The organism is Sphingobacterium sp. MYb388 (assembly GCF_037479535.1).
GTDB lineage: Bacteria > Bacteroidota > Bacteroidia > Sphingobacteriales > Sphingobacteriaceae > Sphingobacterium > Sphingobacterium anhuiense.
This window is the reverse complement of record NZ_JBBGYV010000005.1, coordinates 260,274-283,884: the sequence shown is the minus strand read 5'-3', so window position 1 is coordinate 283,884 and position 23,611 is coordinate 260,274. Positions and strand designations below refer to the sequence as shown.

Genomic DNA, 23,611 nt, shown 5'->3' with positions numbered 1-23,611 from the left:
TGAATAGTTGTATATAAAAAAGGCGGCTTATTTGAAATAAGTCGCCTTTCATTTTATTTATAAGAATAAATTAATTATTCACCAGCAAAAGTAACTTTAAGTAAGTGTTTATCAATTTCCCAACGTCCAGTACCATCTTCTCCAATTACATCAAATAATTCTAAGATTCTTCTCGCAACAAATTCCTCTTCAACTTGCTCTGCTAAGAACCATTGTAAAAAGTTAAATGTTACGTAATCTTTAGCTTTCATACATTTGTCTGCGATGTTGTTAAATTGTTCAGTAACGAACATCTCTTGTTCCAATGCTGATTCGAAAATCCCACGGAATGAATCAAAATCTGAAGGAATACCTGTTACTTCTGGTGAAATAGCACGACCGCCTCTATTGTTAATATAATTGAAGATTTTCAACATATGCTCACGCTCTTCATTGGACTGTTTAGCAAAAAAATCTGCTGCATTCTCCAAACCTTGATCATCACACCAAGATGACATCGCTAAGTATAGTGAAGAAGAATGTGCTTCAACTTTAATTTGAGCATTTAATATATTTTCGATCTCTTCTGTTAAAGAAGATTTTAATTTTAATAAATCTTTCATATCTGTAAGTTTTAATACTAATTATAATAATCAAGTTTCAAATACTTGACTTACTTGAACACTACAAATATAGGGGACATTACAGATTTTTGTATAAAAAATTTGCAATACGAATTCAGTCTAAATTAGCGGAAAAAAGGTTAAACTGTTTAGAATCAGTATAATTACAAAGAATGGAAAATTAAGCTAACACAGTAATCTGAGAACTACGTAAACAAGCCTTAACAATACTATTTAATTCGATCATAAATTTAGCTCCATCTAACAAATCTCTTAAATTCAAAACATCTTGAACTGCCAGGAGAAAGCAACGTTCTGTTCGAAAAGGCATTACCAATGTAAAATCCGCAGAACGTGCAGTGTCTGTTAGCATTTTCTCGACATCAATATTATCTATTGATTTCTTAAATTTAAAAAAGTCTGACACCGAAAAAGATGTCGTTGAACCCGCAAATTCCATCCAATAGCAGTTTTTACGACTACACTGATATATGGCACCAGTTTCAGTTTTAAAGACCTCTTCTACATTTGTTAATGGACAGATTTTGTTTGACATTTCTTAATTCATTATGATGAAGCAAAAATAATCATTATTTATAATCAATCCAAGTAAGTTTTAAATTATTTTGAACAATTATAAATAGTTGTCTTTAGCATAAAAAGAAGCCCAGATGCGCATTGTTAACTCCTTGTTTTACACAAAAAAAGACTAATCATAATGATTAGTCTTTCATTTATTAAACTATTATATACTAATATTCTTCTTCTTCAGTCGTCAAGATCTCTTTATGATTACTGGCCTGTGTTTTAGTTTTGGTCTTATGTTTATTAATCTGTCTCCTTAAGGATTCTACTGCAATATCAGTTGCTTCTTCAAAACTCTTAGCTTGTCCTTTTGCAAAAAGTTGACTCCCTGGTATATTTATTTTAATTTCCGATACCTTATTAGATTCATCATCTACATTTTCTAAACGTAAATAGCATTCTCCACCAATGATTGAGTCTAAAAACTGATTCAATTTACCTGTTTTTCTTTGGATAAACTCAATTAGCTTTTGATCAGCATTAAATTTAATTGATTGCACAGTAATGTTCATTTTTCCTCCTTTTTTTAAGCTTTTGGATGAGCTTGTTTATAAATAGACTTTAACCGCTCCGCAGAATTATGCGTGTAGACTTGTGTTGCCGCAAGCCCCGCATGCCCGAGGAGCTCCTTTATTGCATTAAGATCTGCACCATTGTCCAATAATGCTGTCGCGAAAGTATGTCGCAAAATATGCGGACTTCTCTTCTGTTGTGAAGAAACCATCGACAGACATTTATGCACAATTCTATAGATCAATTTCTCGTAGGCCGGTTTTCCCTCTTTAGTAACGATTAAGAAACTTGATTTATTATTTTCAATGTATAAACTTTTAGCGTGTAAATAAAGCTGTAGCTCTTTTATTAATGTCCCATTAATAGGAACTAACCTTTCCTTACTCCTTTTACCGAATATAAGAATATTTTTGTTATAATAATCAATATCTCTATCCTGAATTTGTAATAATTCTGCAAGTCGAATACCTGTACCAAATAAAAGTTCCATCACCAATTTATTTCGACGACTTTCAAAATCATGCACGTTCTCTTCTAAGTGGTCCAGCAACAACATCAATTTATCCTTCTCAACTACCACTGGTAACTTCTTAGGCATTTTCAGAGCTTTCACTTGTATCGGATTATCTTTCACAATATCCTCTCGCTGTAAGAACTTATAATAAGTCCGTAATGCCGAGATGCTTCGATTCACTGTCGTAGCCGATTTATTCGCTTCTGTCATCATGGCGAAATAATGACGCATATCACGATGGCCAACCTCTTCGAATGGAAGATGTTCATTCTCTAGAAACACTAAAAACAGACTAATTTCATGTAAATAAGCTATTAAAGTGTGTTTAGAGTAGCGCCTTTCATATTGAAGATACCGTTCAAACTCTTTTATATACATAATCCATTCTATTTGTAACTAATTTACCGAATTAAAGCGCATAAAAAAAGGGAAAAGTAAACTTTTCCCTTTTTTATATCTTTTTAGAAACCTTAGATTGAAACCTCTTGGTTTAATCCTTGTTTGTAGATCGCTTTCTTAACTTGAATACGACGAGTTACAGATCTCTTTTCATAAGCTTGACGAGAACGTAGTTCTCTTAAAACTCCTGTTTTTTCGAATTTCTTCTTGAAACGTTTTAATGCTCTATCTAAAGATTCTCCTTCTTTTACATTTACGATAATCATGCTCTGTATATACCTCCTTTCGTAGCCTTTTAATTTTTAAAGTGATGCAAAGGTACAATTATGATTGAGATATACAAAAAGAATCTCACTATTTTTTCAATAAGCCTTCACGATAAATTAAATCATATAAGGTATCAGGTTTAGTGAGCAAATAAGTTTTTAATCCCAATTCACTCGCAGTCTTTAAATGCTGTGGACTGTCATCTATAAAAACCGTCTCATCGGGGACCAAACCATTTTCCTTTAATACAAATTGGAAAATCTCAATATTGGGTTTACGCATACCCATTAAATGTGAATAATAGTCTTTTTCAAAAAAAGCTGTATTATCATCGAGGTCAAAATTATTTTTTAAATAATCCATAATCCAACCATAATGAATTTCGTTATTATTGCTCAATAAAAATAATCGATATTCATTTTTAAGATCGAGCAATAATTCATGATTTCCATCCATCACACCAATTAACATGGCATTCCATGCAGCATCTATTTGTGTATCCGTCAAAGAATATATACCGGAAATTTCACGAATTCCATCTCGAAATGCTTTTGCGGGAATTTTTCCTTGTTCAAAATCATCAAAAAGTTTTGTTTGTGCTCGGTGACCATAATAATCTCGTACATTTTTGATTCCCAACTCACTAAAGGCAGACTCCATCCTCAAAAAGTCGATCATAAAGATCACATCTCCATAATCGAGGATAATATTTTTAATTTTTTTCATCTTTTTATTTTGAAATATCAATACAAATATCAATATTTGCATCGTCAAAACGCGGTAAACGTTACATTTTGACAAAATATAATAACCGCTCCTATAGCTCAGTTGGTTAGAGTAGAAGACTCATAATCTTTTGGTCACTGGTTCGAGCCCAGTTGGGAGCACTGCTTAGAAAGCCTTACTTTTAGTGAGGCTTTTTCTGTTCAACCTATTCATCTCATTTCTCTAAAAGCAAATATACAGGACTAAGATTGTTATCAAAAAAATATTGAGTAAAATTAGATATGTTGAATAAACAATTTTCAAAACTATTGATAAATAAACATGCGCTTATTATTTATAACAAATCTATGGATGGAAATAAAAAAAGGTCGTGTTAGACTTAACGCGACCTTTTCATCTACCTATGAAAAACATGCCCTTTTGGGATGGGCTTCACAAAGCTAAAATTTTTTTTTCACAAATAAGGGAAAATACCAAAAATAATGCGCAAACTACTGATTTTCAGATCATTTTTTTTCACAACAAACAATTGAAATGTATTATTTTTTAAAATATTAATCCATTAAAAGATGAATCAGGCACTGTTGTAATAATAAATTATTGGAGACAAAAAAAAATGGTTAAGCACTTATCGTACTTAACCATTTTTTATGCTATATAAAACTAAAATTTACTATTTCAATTTATCTAACCAATCTTCTACCTCTTCCTTAGTTTTTCCGGTTTTCTTTTGAAGTTTACCTAATAATTCATCTTCTTTTCCCTCGGCGTACAATAGATCGTCATCCGTTAGATCTGCATATTGTTGTTTCACTTTACCTTTTAGTTCGTTCCAACGACCTTTCCATGTTAATTCGCTCATAATAAAATCTCCTTTTTTAAAGTAAATACTATAGATATAACACTTGGGAAGTGAAATTGTTTTCATGCGCTGGATAATTTGATTCGATTAACAAATATTTAACAGTACGGTAAAAAGAAATTTCTATTGTTGATTTAAAAAGAAGTACCTTCAACAATTCAAAAACATTCAACTTTTCTACTTTCTAATTGTTTAGTATGTTGAATATGGGCAATTCACTAATATTTATTCAGAACCTATACTTTCAATAGCTCTCAAACTAGGCACAACAGCCATGAAAAGCTATCGTGCCTAGCGTGAGGATCAAATACATATATAAATAATTTTTTTAACACCATGTACATTCCTTAAAAAATAAATACGATCATTCTTAATAAACTCATTAAAAATAACAATGATCACCGAATACCATTATATCAACCTGTTTCAGTCATGAAACATAAATAAGGTAAATTCATCAAAACAGCTGAACTAAAAAATCAGGCATATCAAATCATTTAATTATTTAAAAAATTTAAGAATTCAACATGAAAATAGCCTACATCAGTACTTATTTGCCAAAACAATGTGGAATAGCAACTTTTACCAATGATTTACTACAATCCATAGACCATCAGGATTCAACTATTACCCAACATATTATTGCTCTTTCAGACCGATCTTATTCTTATAATGAGGAAGTTGTTTTCGAAATTAACCCCCAACAGCAATTAGATTATATCCAAGCGGCCAATTTTATTAACGAGAATAAATATGATTGTGTAGTGCTGGAACATGAATATGGTATTTTTGGAGGGAATAGCGGTGTTTACATACTCTCTTTGATCAATTTACTTCATATGCCCTTATTGGTCAACTTACATACTATATTAGAAAAACCAAATATTGATGAAAGAGCAATATTGATTGAAATTGCAAAAAGAGCTTCTATCATAGTAGTCATGAGTTCCTATGCAATTGGACTTCTCCAAAAAATATATCATGTACATGAAAACAAAATACGTTTAATACCTCATGGAGTTCCAGCCTTTGATTACCAACAGAACGATGCAAAAGAAAAACTACAGTTGACAGATAGACGCATCATCCTTACTTTTGGTTTTATAGCTCGTAACAAAGGAATTGAAACAGTTATACATGCACTTCCAAAGGTCGTACAAGAATATCCTAATACTGTTTACCTTATTGTAGGAAAAACGCATCCAAACGTTTTATTGGAATCTGGCGAAGAATATCGGGAGTATCTAACTGCCTTAATAAAACAAATGGGCTTGGAAAACAACATCATTTTTGTCAATGATTTTGTCAGTAACGAAACCCTAACCACCTACTTAACAGCATGTGATATCTATATTACTCCCTATATTAATGAAGCTCAGATTACGAGTGGAACATTATCATTTGCTGTAGGGGCTGGAGCGGCTGTATTATCTACTCCCTATTGGCATGCGAAAGATTTATTGGCAGATGGAAGAGGCATTTTATTTGATTTTAAAAATCATAAAGAATTAAAAAATATTCTCATTGACCTATTTGATAACCCTAAAAAACTAGAAGAACTTAGAAGTAGGGCTCGCCATCATGGTGAGAAAATGACTTGGAACAAATTAGGCGGATCTTATGTCAAGTTACTCCAAAAGCTCTCCTCTACACAAGTAAATCTCGACACCGATATAAAAATAACGATGTTAGAGCGTTTTCCAAAATTCAGATGGGATCATCTTGATCGATTGACAAATTATGTAGGAATTATTCAACATGCCACATTTGCAACACCCAACTATCGAGAAGGATACTGTTTGGATGACAACGCTAGAGCGCTATTGGTTAGCCTGATGCAATATGAAGCCTTTGGAGAAAAGGATACTAGAAAGAGAATCTCGACCTATCTTAATTACATTTACTATGCTCAAAGAGAGGACGGATTATTTCATAACTTCATGAATTTTCAGAATGAATTTTTAGAAGAAGTCGGATCTGAAGATTCTTTTGGTAGGGCTATATGGGCATTGGGATATCTATTTAATACAGCACCTTTTGTTGACTTCTATCAGTTAGGATCAAATATGTTTTTTAAAGCTATGCCACACTTTGAAAATTTAAAATCTATACGTGCTATCGCTTATACTATGATGGGTATTGCTGAATATCTAAAACAACAGCCAAATGATGAAAGAGTCACAGAGTTACTCCGTAAACTGGCTTTTAAATTAGTACATGAATATGATTCCAGTGCTGATGATGAGTGGAAATGGTTTGAACCAGTTCTGGCATATGACAATGCGATTATCCCACTGGCAATACTCATGTCAACCAAATATTTAAATGATGATAAACTTAGAAAAATAGGATTTTCAAGCTTTTATTTTCTCGAAAATATCATTATGCAAAATGGGTTTTTATCTATTATTGGCAATCAAAAATGGGCAAAACAAAATCAAAATATAAGCAAATTCGGGCAACAGCCCATTGATGTTACAGCCACAGTACTTTTATTTAGGGAGGTATTTGAAATCACTAAAAATGAAGAATATTTTGAAAAAATGATTCGATCTTTTGAATGGTTTTTAGGCGAAAATGACCTTAAGCTCCCGCTATATGACCACAGCACCAAAGGATGCTGTGATGGGTTAGAAACTTATGGCATTAACCGCAATCAAGGAGCAGAAAGCACGTTATGTTATTTTATAGCCTACTTAACTGTTTATAAGTCTTTAAAAATCAAATTTCAGGTTGAAGAATAGCCTGAATCAACTCATTCAAGTTAATGGTCGCATAAGTCGATGCATAGTCCGACATGGCGTAAGGCATAATTAATTGATCATTATGAACAATAGCTCCACATGAATAGACAACATTTGGCACATACCCTTCTCTTTCCATATCATTAGGAGTTAAAATAGGGAGACTAAGGCGTCCTATTTCTATATGTGGATTTTCCAAATCTAATAATGAAGCCCCAATTGAATACTCGCGCATAGGGCCAACAGAGTGTGTAATAATTAACCATCCGGCTGCGGTTTCAATTGGGGAACCGCAGTTTCCGATCTGTATAAACTCATATGGACTTTCAGGTTCTTGCACCAAATGAATAGCTTCATTCCAAATGTTGATATAATCGGAATAGGCGATATAATTATTTTCACCATCAATACGACATAGCATAGCATATTTCCCTTTGATCTTTCGCGGAAAAATCGCAGCACCTTTATTTGCAATTTCTCCATGGATGGGCTTGACTGTAAAATGATAAAAATCCTTAGTTGTCAATAGTTTTGGTAAAATACTAAATCCGTCATATGCAGTATAAGTTGCATAATAGATAACCTCCCCCTTAGGTGTTATAAAACGAACAAATCTCGCATCTTCAATCCCCCTTTTTTCAGTATCAGAAATTGGAAAAATAACCCTTTCAGATATTGAAGTATCCAAAGAGAAAGTCATCTCATAATGCGATGAAGCGAGCCATATCGCTTGCTTCAATATACTATCATTATCCTCTGTATGCTCTATTTCAGCACGTATTCCCTCCACATATCTCTTCAGCTCCTCATATGTAAATGTTTCTGTTAGATTTTCGCTAAGCTTTTGCATAGCCGTCGCATCTTTTGGATGCAACTCAACCAATTTAGAAATGAAGCTATTTTTATTATACCGATGATTCTTAATATTGATAGGCTTGTCCAGCAATGTTCCCACAACATCTAGATGAATATTATTCTCCGTATCAATATAACCAGAGCGGAATACTATCGAAGATACATGCCCCTCACCGGTTGCTCTAAAACTGATAATAACCCTCTTCTCCCCTTTATAAAGCTCGCTCTGATCTGGATGCTCAACAATAGATGGATTAAATAAAGCTGCCGATTCGATGGAATATTCCATCGTAAAGTAAGAACCAATTAATAATTTAGCTGTCATCGATATTTTATCCGTCGGCATTTCTAATCTTTCCAATAGATGTCTTATGCGATCAAAATTACGCTCAAACACCTTCACAATACTTCGGTGCCGCTGAGAATAACTTCGTAAAACCTGTCCAAAAACTTCCTTTTGTTTTTCATCCGATAATTGTAGCACCCGATGAATTACTTTAATGGAACGTTCATCACCTAATGAAAAAAAACGAGCAAGGACACGTTTGGTATCTGGCCTAAAATAAATATCTTTCCGATTAACTTGAACGGGTTTATACATACATATCAACAATAAAAGTGACTAATAAATTCTTTTTATAAAACACATCAATGATCACATTGTTATACAATTTAAGCACAAAAGATTATTAAAATTTATAAAAATCTTATTTTTAATTATTTAGAAGTACCTTCTGCAGAGAAATATCATTCAAATTATAACGATTGTATGGTAAGTATAAAACACGTATTCGCTAAAAACGGACCATTTATAAGCAATTTCGCAAAAAATTAATCCAATTCGAATGTGCTATTTTATCTAAAGCATCCTCACTATATCCCCTTTGTGACAATATATCAAAAACCAACTGAATATCAGCAATAGTTTTCAGGTCATATGGACATTGTTCTTTACCAAAAGCGCCGTCAAGATCACTTCCTACACCGACATGATTTGTATTACCGGCCAATTGACAGATATGGTCAATATGATTGGCCATAACCTCTAATGAACAATTCATTGTCTTAGGGTCAGATACGCCTCTTACCCATCTGGGAACCATCATCCAGGCATCTAATGCCACCCCAATTACTGCTTTTTTCGAAATCAAGATTTTGATCATATCATCGCTAAATTGTCTGTTATGGTCGACAAGTGCGCGACAGTTGTTGTGACTAGCCCATATTGGACCATTAAATCCATCCATAGCATCCCAAAAAGCATCATCATTAAGATGAGTTACATCTAAAATAACATTAAGGCGTTCCATCTCCCTTAATAACGCTATTCCCTTTGCATTTAGTCTCCCATTTGAGTCCGTACCATTCGCATACCTTCCTGGCCCATAATGAGCTGGCCCAACCGCACGTAATCCCTGCTCATAAGCATATTCGAGATAAGATAAATCAATTAAAGAATCAGCTCCTTCTAAACTTAGCAGAAAACCGATTGGTTTATTTGATTTATTGGTCTCATCATTCCAAAGAATGATATGCTCTTCTAAATCCGTTTTAGTTTTGATCATGCGCATGTACCCATCCTTTTCCATTGCTCTATACCAAGCTAATTGCCCTTGTGTTTGTGCCCAAGCTTGTTCTGGAGAATACCAACCAGGCAAAGAGCTTTCCTTCTCCACGTATCTTGCAATTTGAGTAGCGACAACTAGGCCAATATTCCCCCTTTTCAGTTCACCAAAAGAGACTGTTGCATTTCCACGATCAGGTTTATCGTCCATCCCCTGCTCTCTACTATTTAGTTCAGCAATCGGAAGTCTTAAATCCCGATTCCATTCCATTGCATTCATACTAAGATCTAAATGCGCATCAAAAATCAATCTTTGTTTTTTCATCCTTTAGAAATTAATCTTTCTATCTCTAGCAGTAACATACCAATAATTATCGACCTCTCCATCAGTGATGACCACCAATTTTTCGTACAATGCCACAGTTGGACATATATGCTTTGGTACAGCATAGAAAGCTGCACCTATTTCGTATACTTGTGCATTTGGAACCTTTACGACCATATGTTCTTCACTTTGGCTTACGACTTCAAGATCGGGTTGATCTAAAAATTTGACACGCGGTAAAGCTGATTCACTTGCGACAGCTTTATATCCCAAATCCAAACAAATATGATGCTGATCAACAATACTTATAACACGGGTTAACAGTAATGCCGCATAATCAAAAGGTTGCTCTTTTAGAGTTTCTCCATAACCATAGTCCCAAAATACAAACGTCCCTGGACTACAAATCACATCAGTTCTATCTGCGTGAAAAGTAAAAGAAGGTGAACCTCCGATAATCATCCTTGATATTGAGCTACATAATTGGTTTAATAATAAATGTGCTTTACTTAATAATGCATATGATATAGCACTTTGTTCTTCTCTGATTTTGAGATCAGAGTCATGGATATGACCATCATATCCATGTACCCCCATCAAACGAAGCCCTGGAAGTGACAGTATGGTCACGGCTAACTTCTCGACCTCTTCCAATGCTACCCCTGTCCTATTCATCCCAATATTTACATCAATATACACATCCATAGAGCAGTCTGCTAAAACACATGCCCTATTTAATGCCCTAGCGCTCTCATTATGATCGATTAAGCACGAATAATTGGTTTTACCAAAATGTTTTTTAAGCTTAATCAGACGTTCAATCTTAGGACCTGTTGGCTGATAAGCCAATAGGACGTCTTTAGCTCCCACATCTCCCAGAATTTCAGCTTCAGCAATAGTCGCACATTTAAATTGATTTATACCCGCCTTCCTTAAAGCAATACAGACATCTGTCGATTTATTTGTTTTGACATGTGGGCGAATCCGGCTACAATCGCCCCCTACCATCTCAATAGCTTTTTGAATATTATCGACAACCCGCTCTTCATAAACCAAGAGTGCGGGAGAGTCTACTTCTGAAACATCATTTAATTCATACCAATGCTTAATCATACTGTTTCATGTAATTCAAACAAAGCTTCTATTTCTACAGGAATATTATCCGGAAGTGATCCAAATCCAACCGCACTACGCGTTCCGATTCCATTCTCAGTTCCCCAAACTGCAGCAAACAATTCACTGCAACCATTAATAATAGCTGGATGCGCTTCAAAATCAGAAGTACAATTGACCATTCCCAACACCTTGATTACACGTTTTATACGATTAAGGCTACCTAGATTAGTTTTTATAGTAGAAAGCATTGTTAATCCAACCTGTCTTGCGGCAAGTTTACCTTCCTCAGGATTAAGGCTTGCACCGATTCTACCAATAATTAATGATGCATCATCTTGTACAGGCCCATGACCAGATAAATAGAGATATTTACCATCAATTACAAAAGGTTTATAAACACCCTTAGGTGCAGGTGCCGGAGGTAATGTTAAACCTAATTTTTCAAATTGTTCGTCTGCATTATAATTCATAATATGTTATATATTTTATGTTATTCAAATAATTATTTAAGGTAATTAAATTTTAAGTAATAATCATATCCAACGCTAGGACAGCAAGTAAACCGACAACAGATACAATAGCTTCCATGATTGACCATGATAGAAGCGTATCCTTTACACTCAACCCAAAGTATTCTTTAAATAGCCAAAAACCAGCATCGTTAACATGTGAAAACATCAAACTGCCTGCTCCAATTGCGAGAACCATCAAACTTGGATGAATATGCCCACCTGTAGCTAGTGGCAATAACACACCAGCCGCTGTTAACGCAGCCACTGTTGCAGAACCGATACATCCTCGTATCACAGCAGTTATCAACCACGCTAAAACCAATGGATGAATGGGTAAGGTCTGTAAATAATTAGCGAGTGCCAAACTGACCCCACTATCTTCCATTACTTGTTTGAATACACCTGAGCCTGCAATAATAAATAAAATCATTGCTATATCTCTCACAGCTCCATCAAAGATCTCCATAATTGACTTGATACTTCGCCCCTGTTTTATGCCCAAGCTATATCCTGCAAATAAAATAGCCAGTAACATAACTAGGGTTGGATTTGAAATGAATTTCACCCAAGACAATAATTTTTCATTACCCGTATCAATTACATAAGGAAGAACTGTACCGATAATCAATAAAAAAACTGGAAATAGCGAGGCTAAAAAACTAATACATGCACTGGGCACACTATAGTCACTACCTACTTCAGTACCAACCGGTTTAAAAAACAGCTCGTGCTTTGGTCTTATATTTCGTAGTGTCATTCCAAAAATAGGACCTCCTATAATTATTGCAGGAGTTGCAACTAGAAGCCCGTAAATCAATGTTACTCCCATATCGGCATGAAATAATGCCACTAGTGCCACAGGAGAAGGATGCGGGGGTATAAATCCATGTGTCACTGATAATGCGGCAAGCATAGGAAGACCAATATATACGGCAGGAAGTTTATAGCGATAGGATATTGAAAATATCAGTGGCACTAACAGGACAAATCCTACTCCATAAAAAAGAGGGATTCCGACTATAAAACCAGTCAGCATCAAACCCCATTGGATATACTTTTCTCCCATTAATCGTACCATGACTTTCGCTATACGCTCGGCGGCTCCACTATCTGCAACAATTTTCCCTAGCATAGCACCTAGTACCAAAATTAACATGAGGCTTCCCATTACTGAGCCAATACCTTTTTCAATAGCGAGAATAAGACTCTCCAAATGCATGCCTAGCAAAATTCCAGAAATAACAGAAACTATTAAAAAAGATAGAAAAGCATTTATTTTTGCCTGTGTAATAAGAACAATTAGCAAAAACAAGCTTAATACAATGACGGTCAAGATCATTAGAGCAAGTTTAGGTCTATCCCAAAAGCATGTTTGCTTCAGAATATTGGTTCAATAAATCATTTTTTTCAATAATGAAGTTAGTAAACTAAACTCATAACTCCTAAAAAATATAAAAATAAAATCCTTTCAAACCTCTTCCCCAGTACAATAATGAAAAACTATATCAATCGTAATTTATTACAAGAAACCATTAATTTAATATATGTTGATGATTATTTTTATATCATAAAATTTATGACAAAAAGAACAATAGCTATTTTAAAACGAATAAGAAGGATGAAAAATAATTATCCGACAAAGTTGAATGACAAATATTAGTGATTGAAACGCTTATTTGCATATCCATCTACAATTATACGAAGTTTATCACCTAGACTTGGATGTATATGAAAATAACCAGAAGGTTTACCTTTAACACGATAACTATTTAGTTTTTCATTCACACGCTTACTTCTAATATTATGTAAATTTCGATCGATGGCGGGATTTAAAACAACATAATTATCTTCAAAGTTAAAAATATACACTTGATCTATCCTAAAATATAAAGCTATATTAATATGTAAAAAGTGACACTCTGCTAATACTATTTCCGGATTTTCATCACCAAAGATAAACGGAATATCCAGTCCGGAATCTAATAAACAGTAATCAAAACCATCACCGTAAACATAAATTACGATATTAAAATTAACATCTCCAATGGGTTCAACTTCCAACTCTTCTGTAGAATTAATTAACTTCTCAACTCTTTTAATCAATTCATCATTTGGATTTTCCTCACACTTTGGCTCTTCATTTTCTTTTATTGGAAGCTTTCTAAAATCATCTAAACTAAACTGATCTCCAGCTTTACCATAACTTTGGTTATAGGCAAAAACCATCGCATTTTTAAAAATAGACTGAAAACCTTTTATAAAATGTAAAACAATAACACCAGCAATCAATACAGTGACTCCAGACAATATTATATAAACAGTATCTATCAAACTCCACTTATCCTCACTAGTAAATTCATTATAGCCAGGTCCAAATAAAAGAAAATATACACAAAATACACTAACCATAGGCAAATAGGGTAACAATTTCACTAAAACATAATCAACATTTTCCTTTTGTAGATATTCAAAAAAGAATATGGGAGAAACAAAAAATGTCGTTACAAGAGTTAATGAACTTATTACAAGCAAAGAGTAAAGAATATAAGTCCCATTTATAGAAGCTTTATCTAAAGCATTTACAATTATGAGTTTATGATATTGAAGAAAAACAACACTGATAGCTACAACGAGTATACATATCAAAATGTACAGCACTATAGATCTTAGTCCAAGATTATTTTGAAATAACTTTCGCATAAGCTTTGATTTTATTGGTTATATAAATTTATTAATTTTTTATTTAAAAATCAAATATTAAATATGAACACAGCAATCTTACATGATAGTCAAAAAAAACAAAGTATAAATTAACTACTTAAGACATCTTTCTGTTATCTGTAGTTTTAAAAAAAGTGGTGCTTAATGATACAGGCAGCAAACCCTAATAAATTATCAATGTAAATAGTATATTCAATTAGTATTTAAGAATCTGCTACTAAATGTTAAAAGCTCAAAAAATCTATTTTTAAATGCATTAGAACATCTCTACATTCTAAATAACTTAATTTAACCTACTGTAAAACAATGACTTTAGAGATTAGCCATAAATCAAATGCATAAAAAAGGTCAGAAGTAAAACTTCTGACCTACAACGAAGCTCCAATAATAATTAAAATTATTTTCCTTCAAATATTTGTTTTAATTTTTTAAATAAAAACTCTCCCTTAACATTGATAGCAACAATCTTTCCATCATGACCAATCAAATAATTCTGAGGAATTGCTTTGATACCGTATAGCTTTGATGCCTCATTATTGCATTTTATCAAATCCGACACTTCAGATGAAGTTAAAAGCGATTTATTCTAAAACTCCTCCCTTACAATTAAAGCCAAGTCAGCTAAAGCACTTTTTTAAAAGTAACATAGTGTAAACTAAATTCTCAACTTTTCCACTAATAAACCTATAACAAATAAGAATAATAAATCATAACCATAGGTAATACCCAATAACAAATCACCATTTCTATCAAAATTTTGTGTTCACGACATTTGTATCAGTCAAAAACACAAATCAAAACAGGACTAGTAACGAAAGGATAGAGATGGAAATTAAGGACAAAATAGTAGTTATAAGGAATAATCGTATCCGACAAATTATATTTGTAACGATAGCTATCACTTGCTGTATACCAGCACTCATCTCACCTCCTATAGCGCTCCTATTAGGGATAGTTATTGCCCAAACAGTTGGGCATCCCTATCTCCATCTTAATCAAAAAGCAACGCATATTTTATTACAGGCTTCCGTTGTTGGCTTAGGATTTGGTATGCAAATAGACAAAGCGTTAGAAACAGGAAAAACAAGTTTTCTATTAACGTTGACCTTCCTCTCATTCACATTAATTTTTGGTTATCTCCTTGGTAAACTTTTGAAAATAGAAAATAAAACATCTTTCCTAATAGCTGTCGGCACAGCTATTTGTGGTGGAAGCGCAATAGCGGCTATTTCCCCTGTTATTAGAGTACAAGAAAAACAACTTTCTATTGCATTAGGGACTATATTCACCCTTAATGCTGCAGCACTGTTTATATTTCCTGCAGTTGGAAATGCGCTTGATCTTTCGCAACTTCAATTCGGAATATGGAGTGCTATCGCTATTCATGACACCAGCTCGGTAGTTGGCGCTGCCAATAAATATGGTCCTGAGGCATTAGCAATAGCAACAACAGCTAAATTAGGTAGAGCATTATGGATCATACCTGTTGCTTTTTTAGCAGCTTATTTGTTTAAAACCAATGGTCCAAAAGTAAAAATTCCGTGGTTTATAGGACTTTTTGTAGTAGCCATGTTGGCAAATAGCTATATACCAAGTATCCATAACTATCAGCATATCTTCACTTGTTTTGCAAAAACAGGTTTAACACTAACACTTTTCCTAATAGGTTGTGGACTAAGCCGTAAACTCATTATCGAAATGGGGATAAAACCGTTCCTTCAAGGAATAATACTTTGGGTCATCATTTCCCTGCTTTCTTTAGGGACTATACTTTACTTTTTTTAATTTTTTCCATCATAAATGAAGGGAATAGTAAATCTAAATTTCTTAAAAAGGAACGCAGAAGATTATGTACGGTATAAGCATTGTTCAACTCTTTTCATTTGTCGAAACAGCCAAACCGATTATTATCGATTGTGCTTTTACCTGCCATTCCATTATTCAGTCAGTCCCTTATACTGCTCAAAATCTCCATTTATACACACCGATACTGTACAAATTATTACGTATTATTTCCGCGACATTTAGAAGATAAATAATTGCAAATTTCTATAAATACCATCTTGAGTTTAATAAAACTTTTACATCAAAATAATCCGTAAAACAATTTAAAAATAACATGTTAAATTAAAACCATTTACAGATCAATATGTTATATATTTAAAGGATAGCAGTTATCATTTATTTAAAGCTATACCAAATCAGTCAACAACGAAAAACATCAATATTTAATTTTAAAGCTATGAGCAACACTGACTTAGATTCTGTACAAATGCCAGAGGGTTATCTTGAAAAAGTATACCTTTCGGCGCTAGAAATTGCACGAAGAGAAGGATTTATAGAAGGCGAACGACACCTAAGAGAAGCCTTAACGCAATTTCCGGAATACATCGATCAAGTATTAAGGAGACTAAAACAGACTTGCTCCCTATAAACTGGAGATAAACTTTTAAAGAATTTAATTCCTAGTTGTAAACAGTAAAATTCATTCACTATGCGCGCTATTTGGACGGGAGCTATAGGATTTGGGCTCGTTAATATTCCAGTAAAATTATACAGTGCTACGGAAAGTAGCAGTCTAGATCTGGATATGCTCGATCGTAAAGACCAAGCTAATATTAAATTTAAAAGAGTAAACGAAAAAACCGGAAAAGAAGTTGTTTGGGAAAACATTGTGAAAGGATATTTTCTTAAAGATCATTATGTCATCTTAGAAGATGCTGACTTTGAAGAAGCGAGTCCAGAAAAAACAAAGATTATTGGCTTACATGCTTTTGTACAACTCAACGAAGTTGATAGCATCTATTTTGACACTCCTTATTATCTTGAACCTCAAAAAGGTGGCGAAAAAGCGTATCAATTACTCACAAAAGCACTTGAAAAGAGTAAAACTGCTGGACTTGGATCATTCGTCATGCGCAATGTTGAACACCTTGCCATAGTCAGACCCTACAAGGGCACATTATTGCTTAATAAGATCCGATATGAGCAAGAGATTAGGGCTATTTCTGAGTTAAAGTTACCCACTACAATCAAAATTCAGAAGAATGAAATGGATATGGCTCTTCAACTCATAAAACAACATAGCAAACCATTTGACATCAGTAAATACAAGAATGAATATACTGAAGATCTGCTAAAAATAATCAAACAAAAAGATAAAGGAAAAAGAGCAACAATCAGAAAAATTAGTATAGACAATACGAAGGCCAGCGATCTACTCGCCAAGCTAAAAGCAAGTCTCGCATAAATGACCATATTTTACGAAAAGAACTTTTGAATAAAAAATACATGTTATCTCAGCGTAAGAAACGTCTTATCAATAAATCATAATTTCACAAGCATTCTCAATCATCTATAAAAGACAATTTCTAGAATTAGGTAAAAAAGACTTATCTTACATCTGTTTATTGTTTGTGAATCAACAGGCCATAATTTTGGATTAAAGATCAAGCATCAAGCATTTTAAATAGATATTTTTAGGATTTACCCCAATTGATTTATTAAACATGATACATCTTGAATCTAGTTTTCATGAGATTACAGATACCATAGGCGGTACACATGACATCTTTAAAACTCTTTACTTCCCCACGGAAAAAAAAGCCAAAGCAACAATACTCATATTGCACGGCATGCAGGAACATAGTGGACGTTATGATGATTTTGCAAGATTTCTCGCAACAAACGGCTTTTTAGTAATGACCTATGATCATCTGGGACATGGTCGCTCCGTTAAAAATAAAGATGCATTAGGATTTATACAACGCGAAAACCCGGGAGTTAGATTAGTAGACGATGGTATTGAGATGGCAAAATTAATTGCAAAACAGTATCCCGATCTACCACATTTTATTATAGGACATTCTATGGGTTCTTTTATTACCCGTTGTGTTTTACAAGAAATTGGTGATCTATTCCATGGAGCCGTACTCATCGGTACAGGTACAATGGATAAATCCGCTGTTGTAGGAGAAAGACTACTCGCTTTATTGAACAAAATGTTTCCTAAAACCAGATCAAGTTTTATTAACTATTCATTTGGTGCATTTAATAATAAAAAATTTAAAAATGAACCTAACCAAAAAAATAGCAACTGGTTGAGTTTAGCAAAAGAAAACCGTGACCATTTTTTAGCTGATACACTATGTGGAATTCCATTTTCCAACAACGCTTTTTATGCGACTGCATATGTTGCCAATCGTGGTTCCGGTCCAAACTGGACGGATGGCATTCCAAATCAACTTCCATTTCTATTAGAAAGCGGTAAAGAAGATCCTATAGGTAATTTTGGAAAAGGTGTTATTAAGACCGCTGAAGACCTTATGGACCATGGTAATCAGGATGTAAAATACCACCTGCATCCCATGATGCGTCATGAACTTCTCAATGAATCGATCAAAGAAAAGGTATATATCGAAATCTTACAATGGCTTGAAAGTAAATTGCCTTTTGAATCGATCTCTGTGACTGAGCATCCTTAAGTCTCAAAAAATAAGGATCGCTATATTTAGCGATCCTTATTTGATTAGAGCTTTACTTATTTTTGATTTCTCACAAATGCTGTGAATTTATCTTTGTAATCCAAGAAAGTAAACTCTTCTAACAAGGTTGCATAATTACGTTTATCTATACAATTCGGATACAGCTTTTGTGCTGCAGATAGCTTTCCCTGATCCCAACTTAGTTCTTTGAGAATTCTTTTAATCGAAGCAACAGGAAAAGCGACCTTTCCACTTACAGTTCCGAGTACTTTAAGTTTGTCGTCATCAAATCCATTCTGTCTCATTGCTTTAATCAGATCATTCAGCTCAACCTCAGTCATTCTCTCCAGATAATCACGATCGACAGGTTGATTTTTTATAAAATCCATCAATTTATTTTTACTATCTCCAAAAGCAAGTTGATCAGTTAAGGTCATATAGTTTCTTTTTTCCGGGCAATTAGAATAGGCCATTTTTGCAAAAGCAATCTTACCCTCATCCCAAGAAAACTTCTTAAGTACCTCTCTGATTTGATTCACCGAAAATGCAACCTGAGGAGCAGTCATACCAGCTATTTTCAATTTGTCATTATCGAATCCAGCTTGATCTATCGTTTTCAAAAAAGCATTAAACTCTGCATTCGTCATTTGTTCTCCATAATAATCATCACCACCAGATCCTGGATCAAACTCTCCCTCAATCATTTGCTTAGGGCGACCGTAAATAAATACATTTGCTGTACGCGAGTCAGGCATATCCTCTTCTGCAGGAAATAAAGCATACAAAGTCAAACTACGAGTTCTGTTACTTCTGGAAGCATTAGCCAAATAAGTCAAATCCAAAAAAGAACCTTCTTCATTAACCATTGAAATACCCCTTTTTAAAAGTGTCGATTTTTCTCTTCCGACAAAATCAACCTGAATATCGTAGCTATGGTCTTTCATGCGCTCCACTCTGATTTGTTTCGTGGGCCGTTCGTTATACTGAATTCCATTGATGTATAAGTAGAATGCTTCCTGATCCGAAAATACAGTTACATTTCCTCCTCGACTACTTCGATTTTGACCGTGAACAAGGCAAAAGCAAAACAAAAAAACAGCAATTAAATAAGATTTCTTTAACATAAAAAAGGATTGATGGTGTCTATATTCGACAGACATAAATATAAAAGGATTAACGCAAGTAACAATTTATTTTAATAGAGATGATTGATTGGCATTCTTATTAAAAATGCTTTATTTAAAAATTTCATTCTTTTAGATCTCTCGTCATCTTTAATAATCAATATATTATACAACTAAATTTCCCCATTAATGAGATATAGTGAAATTTAATCTTTATATTCATTTAGTGATAAGAAATATATCATTATAAACCAATATAAAATCCTATTAATATATGACACAAGTAGTCAAAATTATCTTGTTTATTATTTTTTGTCAGGTAACTGCGCAAGCACAAGAAGTGACCATTTATGGAAATGTTTATGGAAAAAATCCTATTCCAAAATATATTTATCGTTTATATGAAAGTAGCAAATTAGATCAGCAGCAAATCGTAAATGAGCGTTTTAGCTTTACATTAGAAAAAGAAATAACGAAAGATATTTCGGGCTCGGAAACTTTTATAGTTTCTGATTCGATTTATAAAGATTTTAATGCATTAAATATAGCTTTTAGCAATGGGGACATTAATCCCAATAGAGATTTAATCTCCGTAATTATTGATCGTAAAAATATAAACTGCAGTATCGATAATGACACAAAAATTGTATATGTTAAAAATTCTATTTTAAATGAGGAGATGCAAAAAATCGTAGCAATAAATAGGGAATTTGGCGATCCGCTATTACAAACTGATAATAGCCGTCAAGAAGAATGGGATCGTAACAAACTAGCGCAATATTTAGTTATTTTGAATGATTATCCTCAATCATTGGTATCCTATGAGATGTTATTATCCATGATAGCTAACCCCTCGTTTTACTATATAAATTCGGGGCATGTATTCAAAAATCGAGAACAAATTTTAAATACGGTTTTACGCATCGATACTGCTACTATTGGAAGCAAAAAAGCAACCTTGCTCTATGATGCCTATGACAACATGATTTTAACCTATAGCGATAAGAAAAACGCTCTATTTCCTTTAATCAAATTAACATCTCAAAATAATAAGGTTAAAAGTCTAAAAGAAGTTAGTGGTAATTCTAACTATCTAGTTATCGATTTTTGGCACACTGCATGTGGCCCTTGTAGACAGCAACATCCCGAATTCTCAAGAATATCAAAAGCATATGCAGATCAAAGTGAATTAAAGTTTATAAGCATATCGATGGACAGTAAAATGCAGGATTGGAGATCATATTTACAAAACCACAATTTTAACTTTATCAATTATTGGTTAGATTCAAAGCAATACCCGGCTTTCCAAGTTGAAGCCGGCATAGTGTCATACCCTCGTTATATTCTAGTCGATATGAGAACCAATCGGATTGTAAATGGTAATATCAAAATAGAACATCTAACAACAGTATTAGAAAATCTACTTAAAGAAAACTCATAAACATTTCAAAATACTAATCAGTCATGGTCAAGAGCTATTAAAAAAATGCTTCCATGTTTTTTATAATTTCATTTTTAATGAAATAAAATACTTTGTTTCATTATATTTGACATAAAGTAATAAAAATCATTTATCATGAAACACTTTATATTGATGAGCGATGTGATTGGAAGCGGTCAAAAAAATCAAGCATTGTTGATGCAAAACTTTAAAGAAACAGTAAGCAAAATCAATCATGATTATGAAAACAGTCTATTATCTCCGCTTACCATCACACTTGGCGATGAATTTCAGGGACTAACAAAGGATTTAGAAACAGCATTAAATATCATTATCGCACTAGAAGAAGAAATTATCATACAAGGGTTTGATTTTCAATTACGCTACGTGCTTATTTACGGTGATATTGAAACCAACATTAATAAGAGAATCGCCTATGAAATGTTAGGTGAAGGATTACGCGATGCACGATACAAACTCAACAGTATGAAGACCAATTCTCAAAGATTTTACATACAGATCGGAGATATTAATTTAGACTCTCTTCTAAACAATACATTTCTTATCTTCGAAAATATCATTGACAAATGGAATCCCGAGAAAGATTATAATTTAATCTCTGCATTTATTAAATTTAATGATTATAAGATTGTTGCTGAAAAAATAAATAAAACAAGATCTCAGATTTGGAAACGTGAGAAAACTTTAAATATTTCATCTTATGAAGCAACTAAAACAATTTTAAAATCAATAAGTAAACTGCCCCATGCACTTCGTTTATAAAATAATAATCATTCTTTTTTCAGAAGTCCTTCTTAGTCTTCTATTTTGGCTTTTCACGCCTAAATCGGTCAACAACAAAAAGTTTGATCCTAAATCTACAGTAAAAGGTATTTTGGAACGTTTATTTATGACTTATAGTTTATGTCAAGGTTTTCCACATGTGCTCACACTCTTTGGCGCTTTAAAATTAGGAACAAGACTTAAACGCGCGGATAAAGAAGACACTCCTGAAAACATCAAAAAAGAAGCGGCTTATAATGACTATTATCTGATCGGAAATTTAATTTCCGTAGCCCTAAGCATATTCTATTATACATTATTTAAGTAAAATGGATCATTGCACTGCCATCCAAATCTAAAGAAAAAATTACACAGTTGCCAGAGAACTTCCTTTGCTAACATGATGATAGGCATTTATATAAGCTTTTGGTGATTGCCCAACCACACTTTTAAAAGCCCGGTTAAAATTTGTCAAGCTATTAAATCCCACTTGATATGCAACGCCAGATATACGGTCCTTATGTTTTCCTGTCAATAAGCTTTTGCAGGCATCATTAATTCTGATCTCATTAAGAAAGGTAACAAAAGTATTTCCGGTATGTTTTTTAAAATAACGGCAGAAAGCCTGAGGTGTCATATGTGCCTCATTTGCAACATCCTCTAAAGTAATCTGACTATTAAAATTTTGCATGATATAATTGATAATAGCATCAAACCGAACTCCTTCATTCGCATTAAGATCAGACGAATACACATCGGTACTTAATGGTAACAAATGAGGTGACATTTCTTTCAATTGGTTCAATAAGCTTAGTAACTGTAACAGCACATCCACACCGCTAGCATTGTGAAGTTGTAGCATTAGATTTGCAATTTCGACCGTATACCTGCCCGGTATCTGAAAGCCTTGTTTATTCTGATTTAAGAAAGAACGTAACACATGCATCTCTGGCAATTGGAATAAACCCGATAATATACCCGAAAGGTTAAAATATAATGAACATGCTTTCACTTTTAACCGATCTTTCATTGTGAAATATTCCGGATTGGATTTAAATACATGAGGGACATTTGCTCCAATTAGAAAAATATCTCCTGAACGAAAACTATGCATATTATTTCCAACCAGTAAAGTTCCTTCACCTTGTTCTACCCAAATAATTTCGTATTCATTATGATGATGCATATGCTGATAGAAATGTGGCAATTCAACTCTTTCCGATAGCATACTCTTACCATCAGGTATAAGCAAAGTAAATGGAAGTACTTTCATATTAATTGATCTTATTGGTGGTTTAGTTGGTGATTAAATTCCCTATTTACAATCACATGTTGCACATTATTCCTCTTTATAATTTCTATCGACTTATCACGTCACTAAACTAAAGAATAAAAAAAATGTATTGACAATGCTAAAAATAGCACTAAAAAACATGCAACATGTTTAATATATACCGTTGTTGAATAATGAACA

The 23,611-nt window shown here is 33.4% G+C and carries 24 protein-coding genes and 1 tRNA gene; 9 read left to right on the top strand and 16 right to left on the bottom strand.

Annotated features, from left to right (window positions below; genetic code table 11):
- Positions 1-74: 74 nt before the first annotated feature.
- From WH188_RS17550 to WH188_RS17525, 6 genes are all read right to left on the bottom strand, one after another.
- The gene (locus tag WH188_RS17550; RefSeq protein ID WP_021190395.1) at positions 75-602 is read right to left on the bottom strand and encodes a ferritin; all 528 of its coding nucleotides are present in this window, start codon (positions 600-602) and stop codon (positions 75-77) included.
- A gap of 181 nt (positions 603-783) precedes the next feature.
- Positions 784-1,158, bottom strand: a complete 375-nt coding sequence (locus tag WH188_RS17545; protein ID WP_021190396.1) for a DUF6686 family protein — start codon at positions 1,156-1,158, stop codon at positions 784-786.
- A gap of 196 nt (positions 1,159-1,354) precedes the next feature.
- Positions 1,355-1,699 (bottom strand): ribosome hibernation-promoting factor, HPF/YfiA family, encoded by a 345-nt coding sequence (gene hpf, locus WH188_RS17540; RefSeq protein WP_132773528.1) that lies wholly within the window; start codon positions 1,697-1,699, stop codon positions 1,355-1,357.
- 14 nt (positions 1,700-1,713) lie between these two features.
- Positions 1,714-2,592 (bottom strand): tyrosine-type recombinase/integrase, encoded by an 879-nt coding sequence (locus WH188_RS17535; RefSeq protein WP_021190398.1) that lies wholly within the window; start codon positions 2,590-2,592, stop codon positions 1,714-1,716.
- A 92-nt stretch (positions 2,593-2,684) separates the two neighbouring features.
- Positions 2,685-2,879 (bottom strand): 30S ribosomal protein S21, encoded by a 195-nt coding sequence (gene rpsU, locus WH188_RS17530; protein ID WP_021190399.1) that lies wholly within the window; start codon positions 2,877-2,879, stop codon positions 2,685-2,687.
- Between the two features lie 88 nt (positions 2,880-2,967).
- Positions 2,968-3,606, bottom strand: a complete 639-nt coding sequence (locus WH188_RS17525) for an HAD family hydrolase (RefSeq protein WP_206368335.1) — start codon at positions 3,604-3,606, stop codon at positions 2,968-2,970.
- 87 nt (positions 3,607-3,693) lie between these two features.
- Here WH188_RS17525 and WH188_RS17520 point away from each other — a divergent pair.
- Positions 3,694-3,767 (top strand) — tRNA-Ile (locus tag WH188_RS17520).
- 512 nt (positions 3,768-4,279) lie between these two features.
- On the opposite strand, the gene WH188_RS17515 is transcribed toward WH188_RS17520, so the two are convergent.
- Entirely contained in the window at positions 4,280-4,468 is a 189-nt protein-coding gene (locus WH188_RS17515) for a CsbD family protein (protein ID WP_031289203.1), read from the bottom strand.
- 527 nt (positions 4,469-4,995) lie between these two features.
- Between WH188_RS17515 and WH188_RS17510 the strand changes: the two genes are divergently transcribed.
- Positions 4,996-7,212, top strand: coding sequence for a glycosyltransferase family 4 protein (locus WH188_RS17510; protein WP_132773523.1), 2,217 nt, complete (start codon positions 4,996-4,998; stop codon positions 7,210-7,212).
- Here WH188_RS17510 and WH188_RS17505 read toward each other — a convergent pair.
- From WH188_RS17505 to WH188_RS17475, 7 genes are all read right to left on the bottom strand, one after another.
- Positions 7,190-8,668: a glycoside hydrolase family 130 protein gene (locus tag WH188_RS17505; protein ID WP_132773521.1), complete on the bottom strand. Its 1,479-nt coding sequence runs from the start codon at positions 8,666-8,668 to the stop codon at positions 7,190-7,192. The two genes, WH188_RS17510 and WH188_RS17505, sit on opposite strands and share 23 nt — an antisense overlap.
- Positions 8,669-8,876: 208 nt before the next feature.
- Positions 8,877-9,956, bottom strand: a complete 1,080-nt coding sequence (locus WH188_RS17500) for a dipeptidase (RefSeq protein WP_021190977.1) — start codon at positions 9,954-9,956, stop codon at positions 8,877-8,879.
- A 3-nt stretch (positions 9,957-9,959) separates the two neighbouring features.
- Positions 9,960-11,069: a D-TA family PLP-dependent enzyme gene (locus WH188_RS17495; RefSeq protein ID WP_206368338.1), complete on the bottom strand. Its 1,110-nt coding sequence runs from the start codon at positions 11,067-11,069 to the stop codon at positions 9,960-9,962.
- A complete protein-coding gene (locus WH188_RS17490) occupies positions 11,066-11,542 on the bottom strand; it encodes a RidA family protein (protein ID WP_021190979.1) in 477 nt (158 codons plus the stop codon). The genes WH188_RS17495 and WH188_RS17490 overlap by 4 nt, the downstream gene beginning before the upstream one ends.
- 52 nt (positions 11,543-11,594) lie before the next feature.
- Positions 11,595-12,923, bottom strand: coding sequence for a GntT/GntP/DsdX family permease (locus WH188_RS17485; RefSeq protein WP_168126872.1), 1,329 nt, complete (start codon positions 12,921-12,923; stop codon positions 11,595-11,597).
- A 317-nt stretch (positions 12,924-13,240) separates the two neighbouring features.
- Entirely contained in the window at positions 13,241-14,284 is a 1,044-nt protein-coding gene (locus tag WH188_RS17480) for a hypothetical protein (RefSeq protein ID WP_132773515.1), read from the bottom strand.
- Between the two features lie 418 nt (positions 14,285-14,702).
- Positions 14,703-14,864 (bottom strand): thiol:disulfide interchange protein, encoded by a 162-nt coding sequence (locus WH188_RS17475; RefSeq protein ID WP_132773911.1) that lies wholly within the window; start codon positions 14,862-14,864, stop codon positions 14,703-14,705.
- 266 nt (positions 14,865-15,130) lie between these two features.
- Between WH188_RS17475 and WH188_RS17470 the strand changes: the two genes are divergently transcribed.
- From WH188_RS17470 to WH188_RS17455, 4 genes are all read left to right on the top strand, one after another.
- Positions 15,131-16,090 carry a YeiH family protein gene (locus WH188_RS17470; protein WP_132773913.1) on the top strand — a complete coding sequence of 320 codons (960 nt, stop codon included), beginning with the start codon at positions 15,131-15,133 and terminating at the stop codon, positions 16,088-16,090.
- A 457-nt stretch (positions 16,091-16,547) separates the two neighbouring features.
- Positions 16,548-16,739 (top strand): hypothetical protein, encoded by a 192-nt coding sequence (locus tag WH188_RS17465; protein WP_021190072.1) that lies wholly within the window; start codon positions 16,548-16,550, stop codon positions 16,737-16,739.
- 60 nt (positions 16,740-16,799) lie between these two features.
- Positions 16,800-17,555 (top strand): non-homologous end joining protein Ku, encoded by a 756-nt coding sequence (ku, locus tag WH188_RS17460; RefSeq protein WP_021190073.1) that lies wholly within the window; start codon positions 16,800-16,802, stop codon positions 17,553-17,555.
- Between the two features lie 259 nt (positions 17,556-17,814).
- Entirely contained in the window at positions 17,815-18,789 is a 975-nt protein-coding gene (locus WH188_RS17455) for an alpha/beta fold hydrolase (RefSeq protein WP_168126873.1), read from the top strand.
- 56 nt (positions 18,790-18,845) lie between these two features.
- On the opposite strand, the gene WH188_RS17450 is transcribed toward WH188_RS17455, so the two are convergent.
- Complete coding sequence (locus tag WH188_RS17450) at positions 18,846-19,913, bottom strand: DUF4476 domain-containing protein (RefSeq protein ID WP_165905992.1); 1,068 nt, start codon at positions 19,911-19,913, stop codon at positions 18,846-18,848.
- 298 nt (positions 19,914-20,211) lie between these two features.
- Here WH188_RS17450 and WH188_RS17445 point away from each other — a divergent pair, with 298 nt between their 5' ends.
- The 3 genes from WH188_RS17445 to WH188_RS17435 all read left to right on the top strand — a co-directional run bounded on the left by WH188_RS17445 (position 20,212) and on the right by WH188_RS17435 (position 22,465).
- A complete protein-coding gene (locus WH188_RS17445; RefSeq protein ID WP_168126874.1) occupies positions 20,212-21,354 on the top strand; it encodes a TlpA family protein disulfide reductase in 1,143 nt (380 codons plus the stop codon).
- A 135-nt stretch (positions 21,355-21,489) separates the two neighbouring features.
- A complete protein-coding gene (locus tag WH188_RS17440) occupies positions 21,490-22,137 on the top strand; it encodes a SatD family protein (RefSeq protein ID WP_132773922.1) in 648 nt (215 codons plus the stop codon).
- A complete protein-coding gene (locus tag WH188_RS17435; protein ID WP_132773924.1) occupies positions 22,121-22,465 on the top strand; it encodes a hypothetical protein in 345 nt (114 codons plus the stop codon). Before WH188_RS17440 ends, WH188_RS17435 begins: the two co-directional genes overlap by 17 nt.
- A 39-nt stretch (positions 22,466-22,504) precedes the next feature.
- Here WH188_RS17435 and WH188_RS17430 read toward each other — a convergent pair whose 3' ends face one another.
- Positions 22,505-23,410: an AraC family transcriptional regulator gene (locus WH188_RS17430; RefSeq protein WP_021190079.1), complete on the bottom strand. Its 906-nt coding sequence runs from the start codon at positions 23,408-23,410 to the stop codon at positions 22,505-22,507.
- Positions 23,411-23,611: the final 201 nt, after the last annotated feature.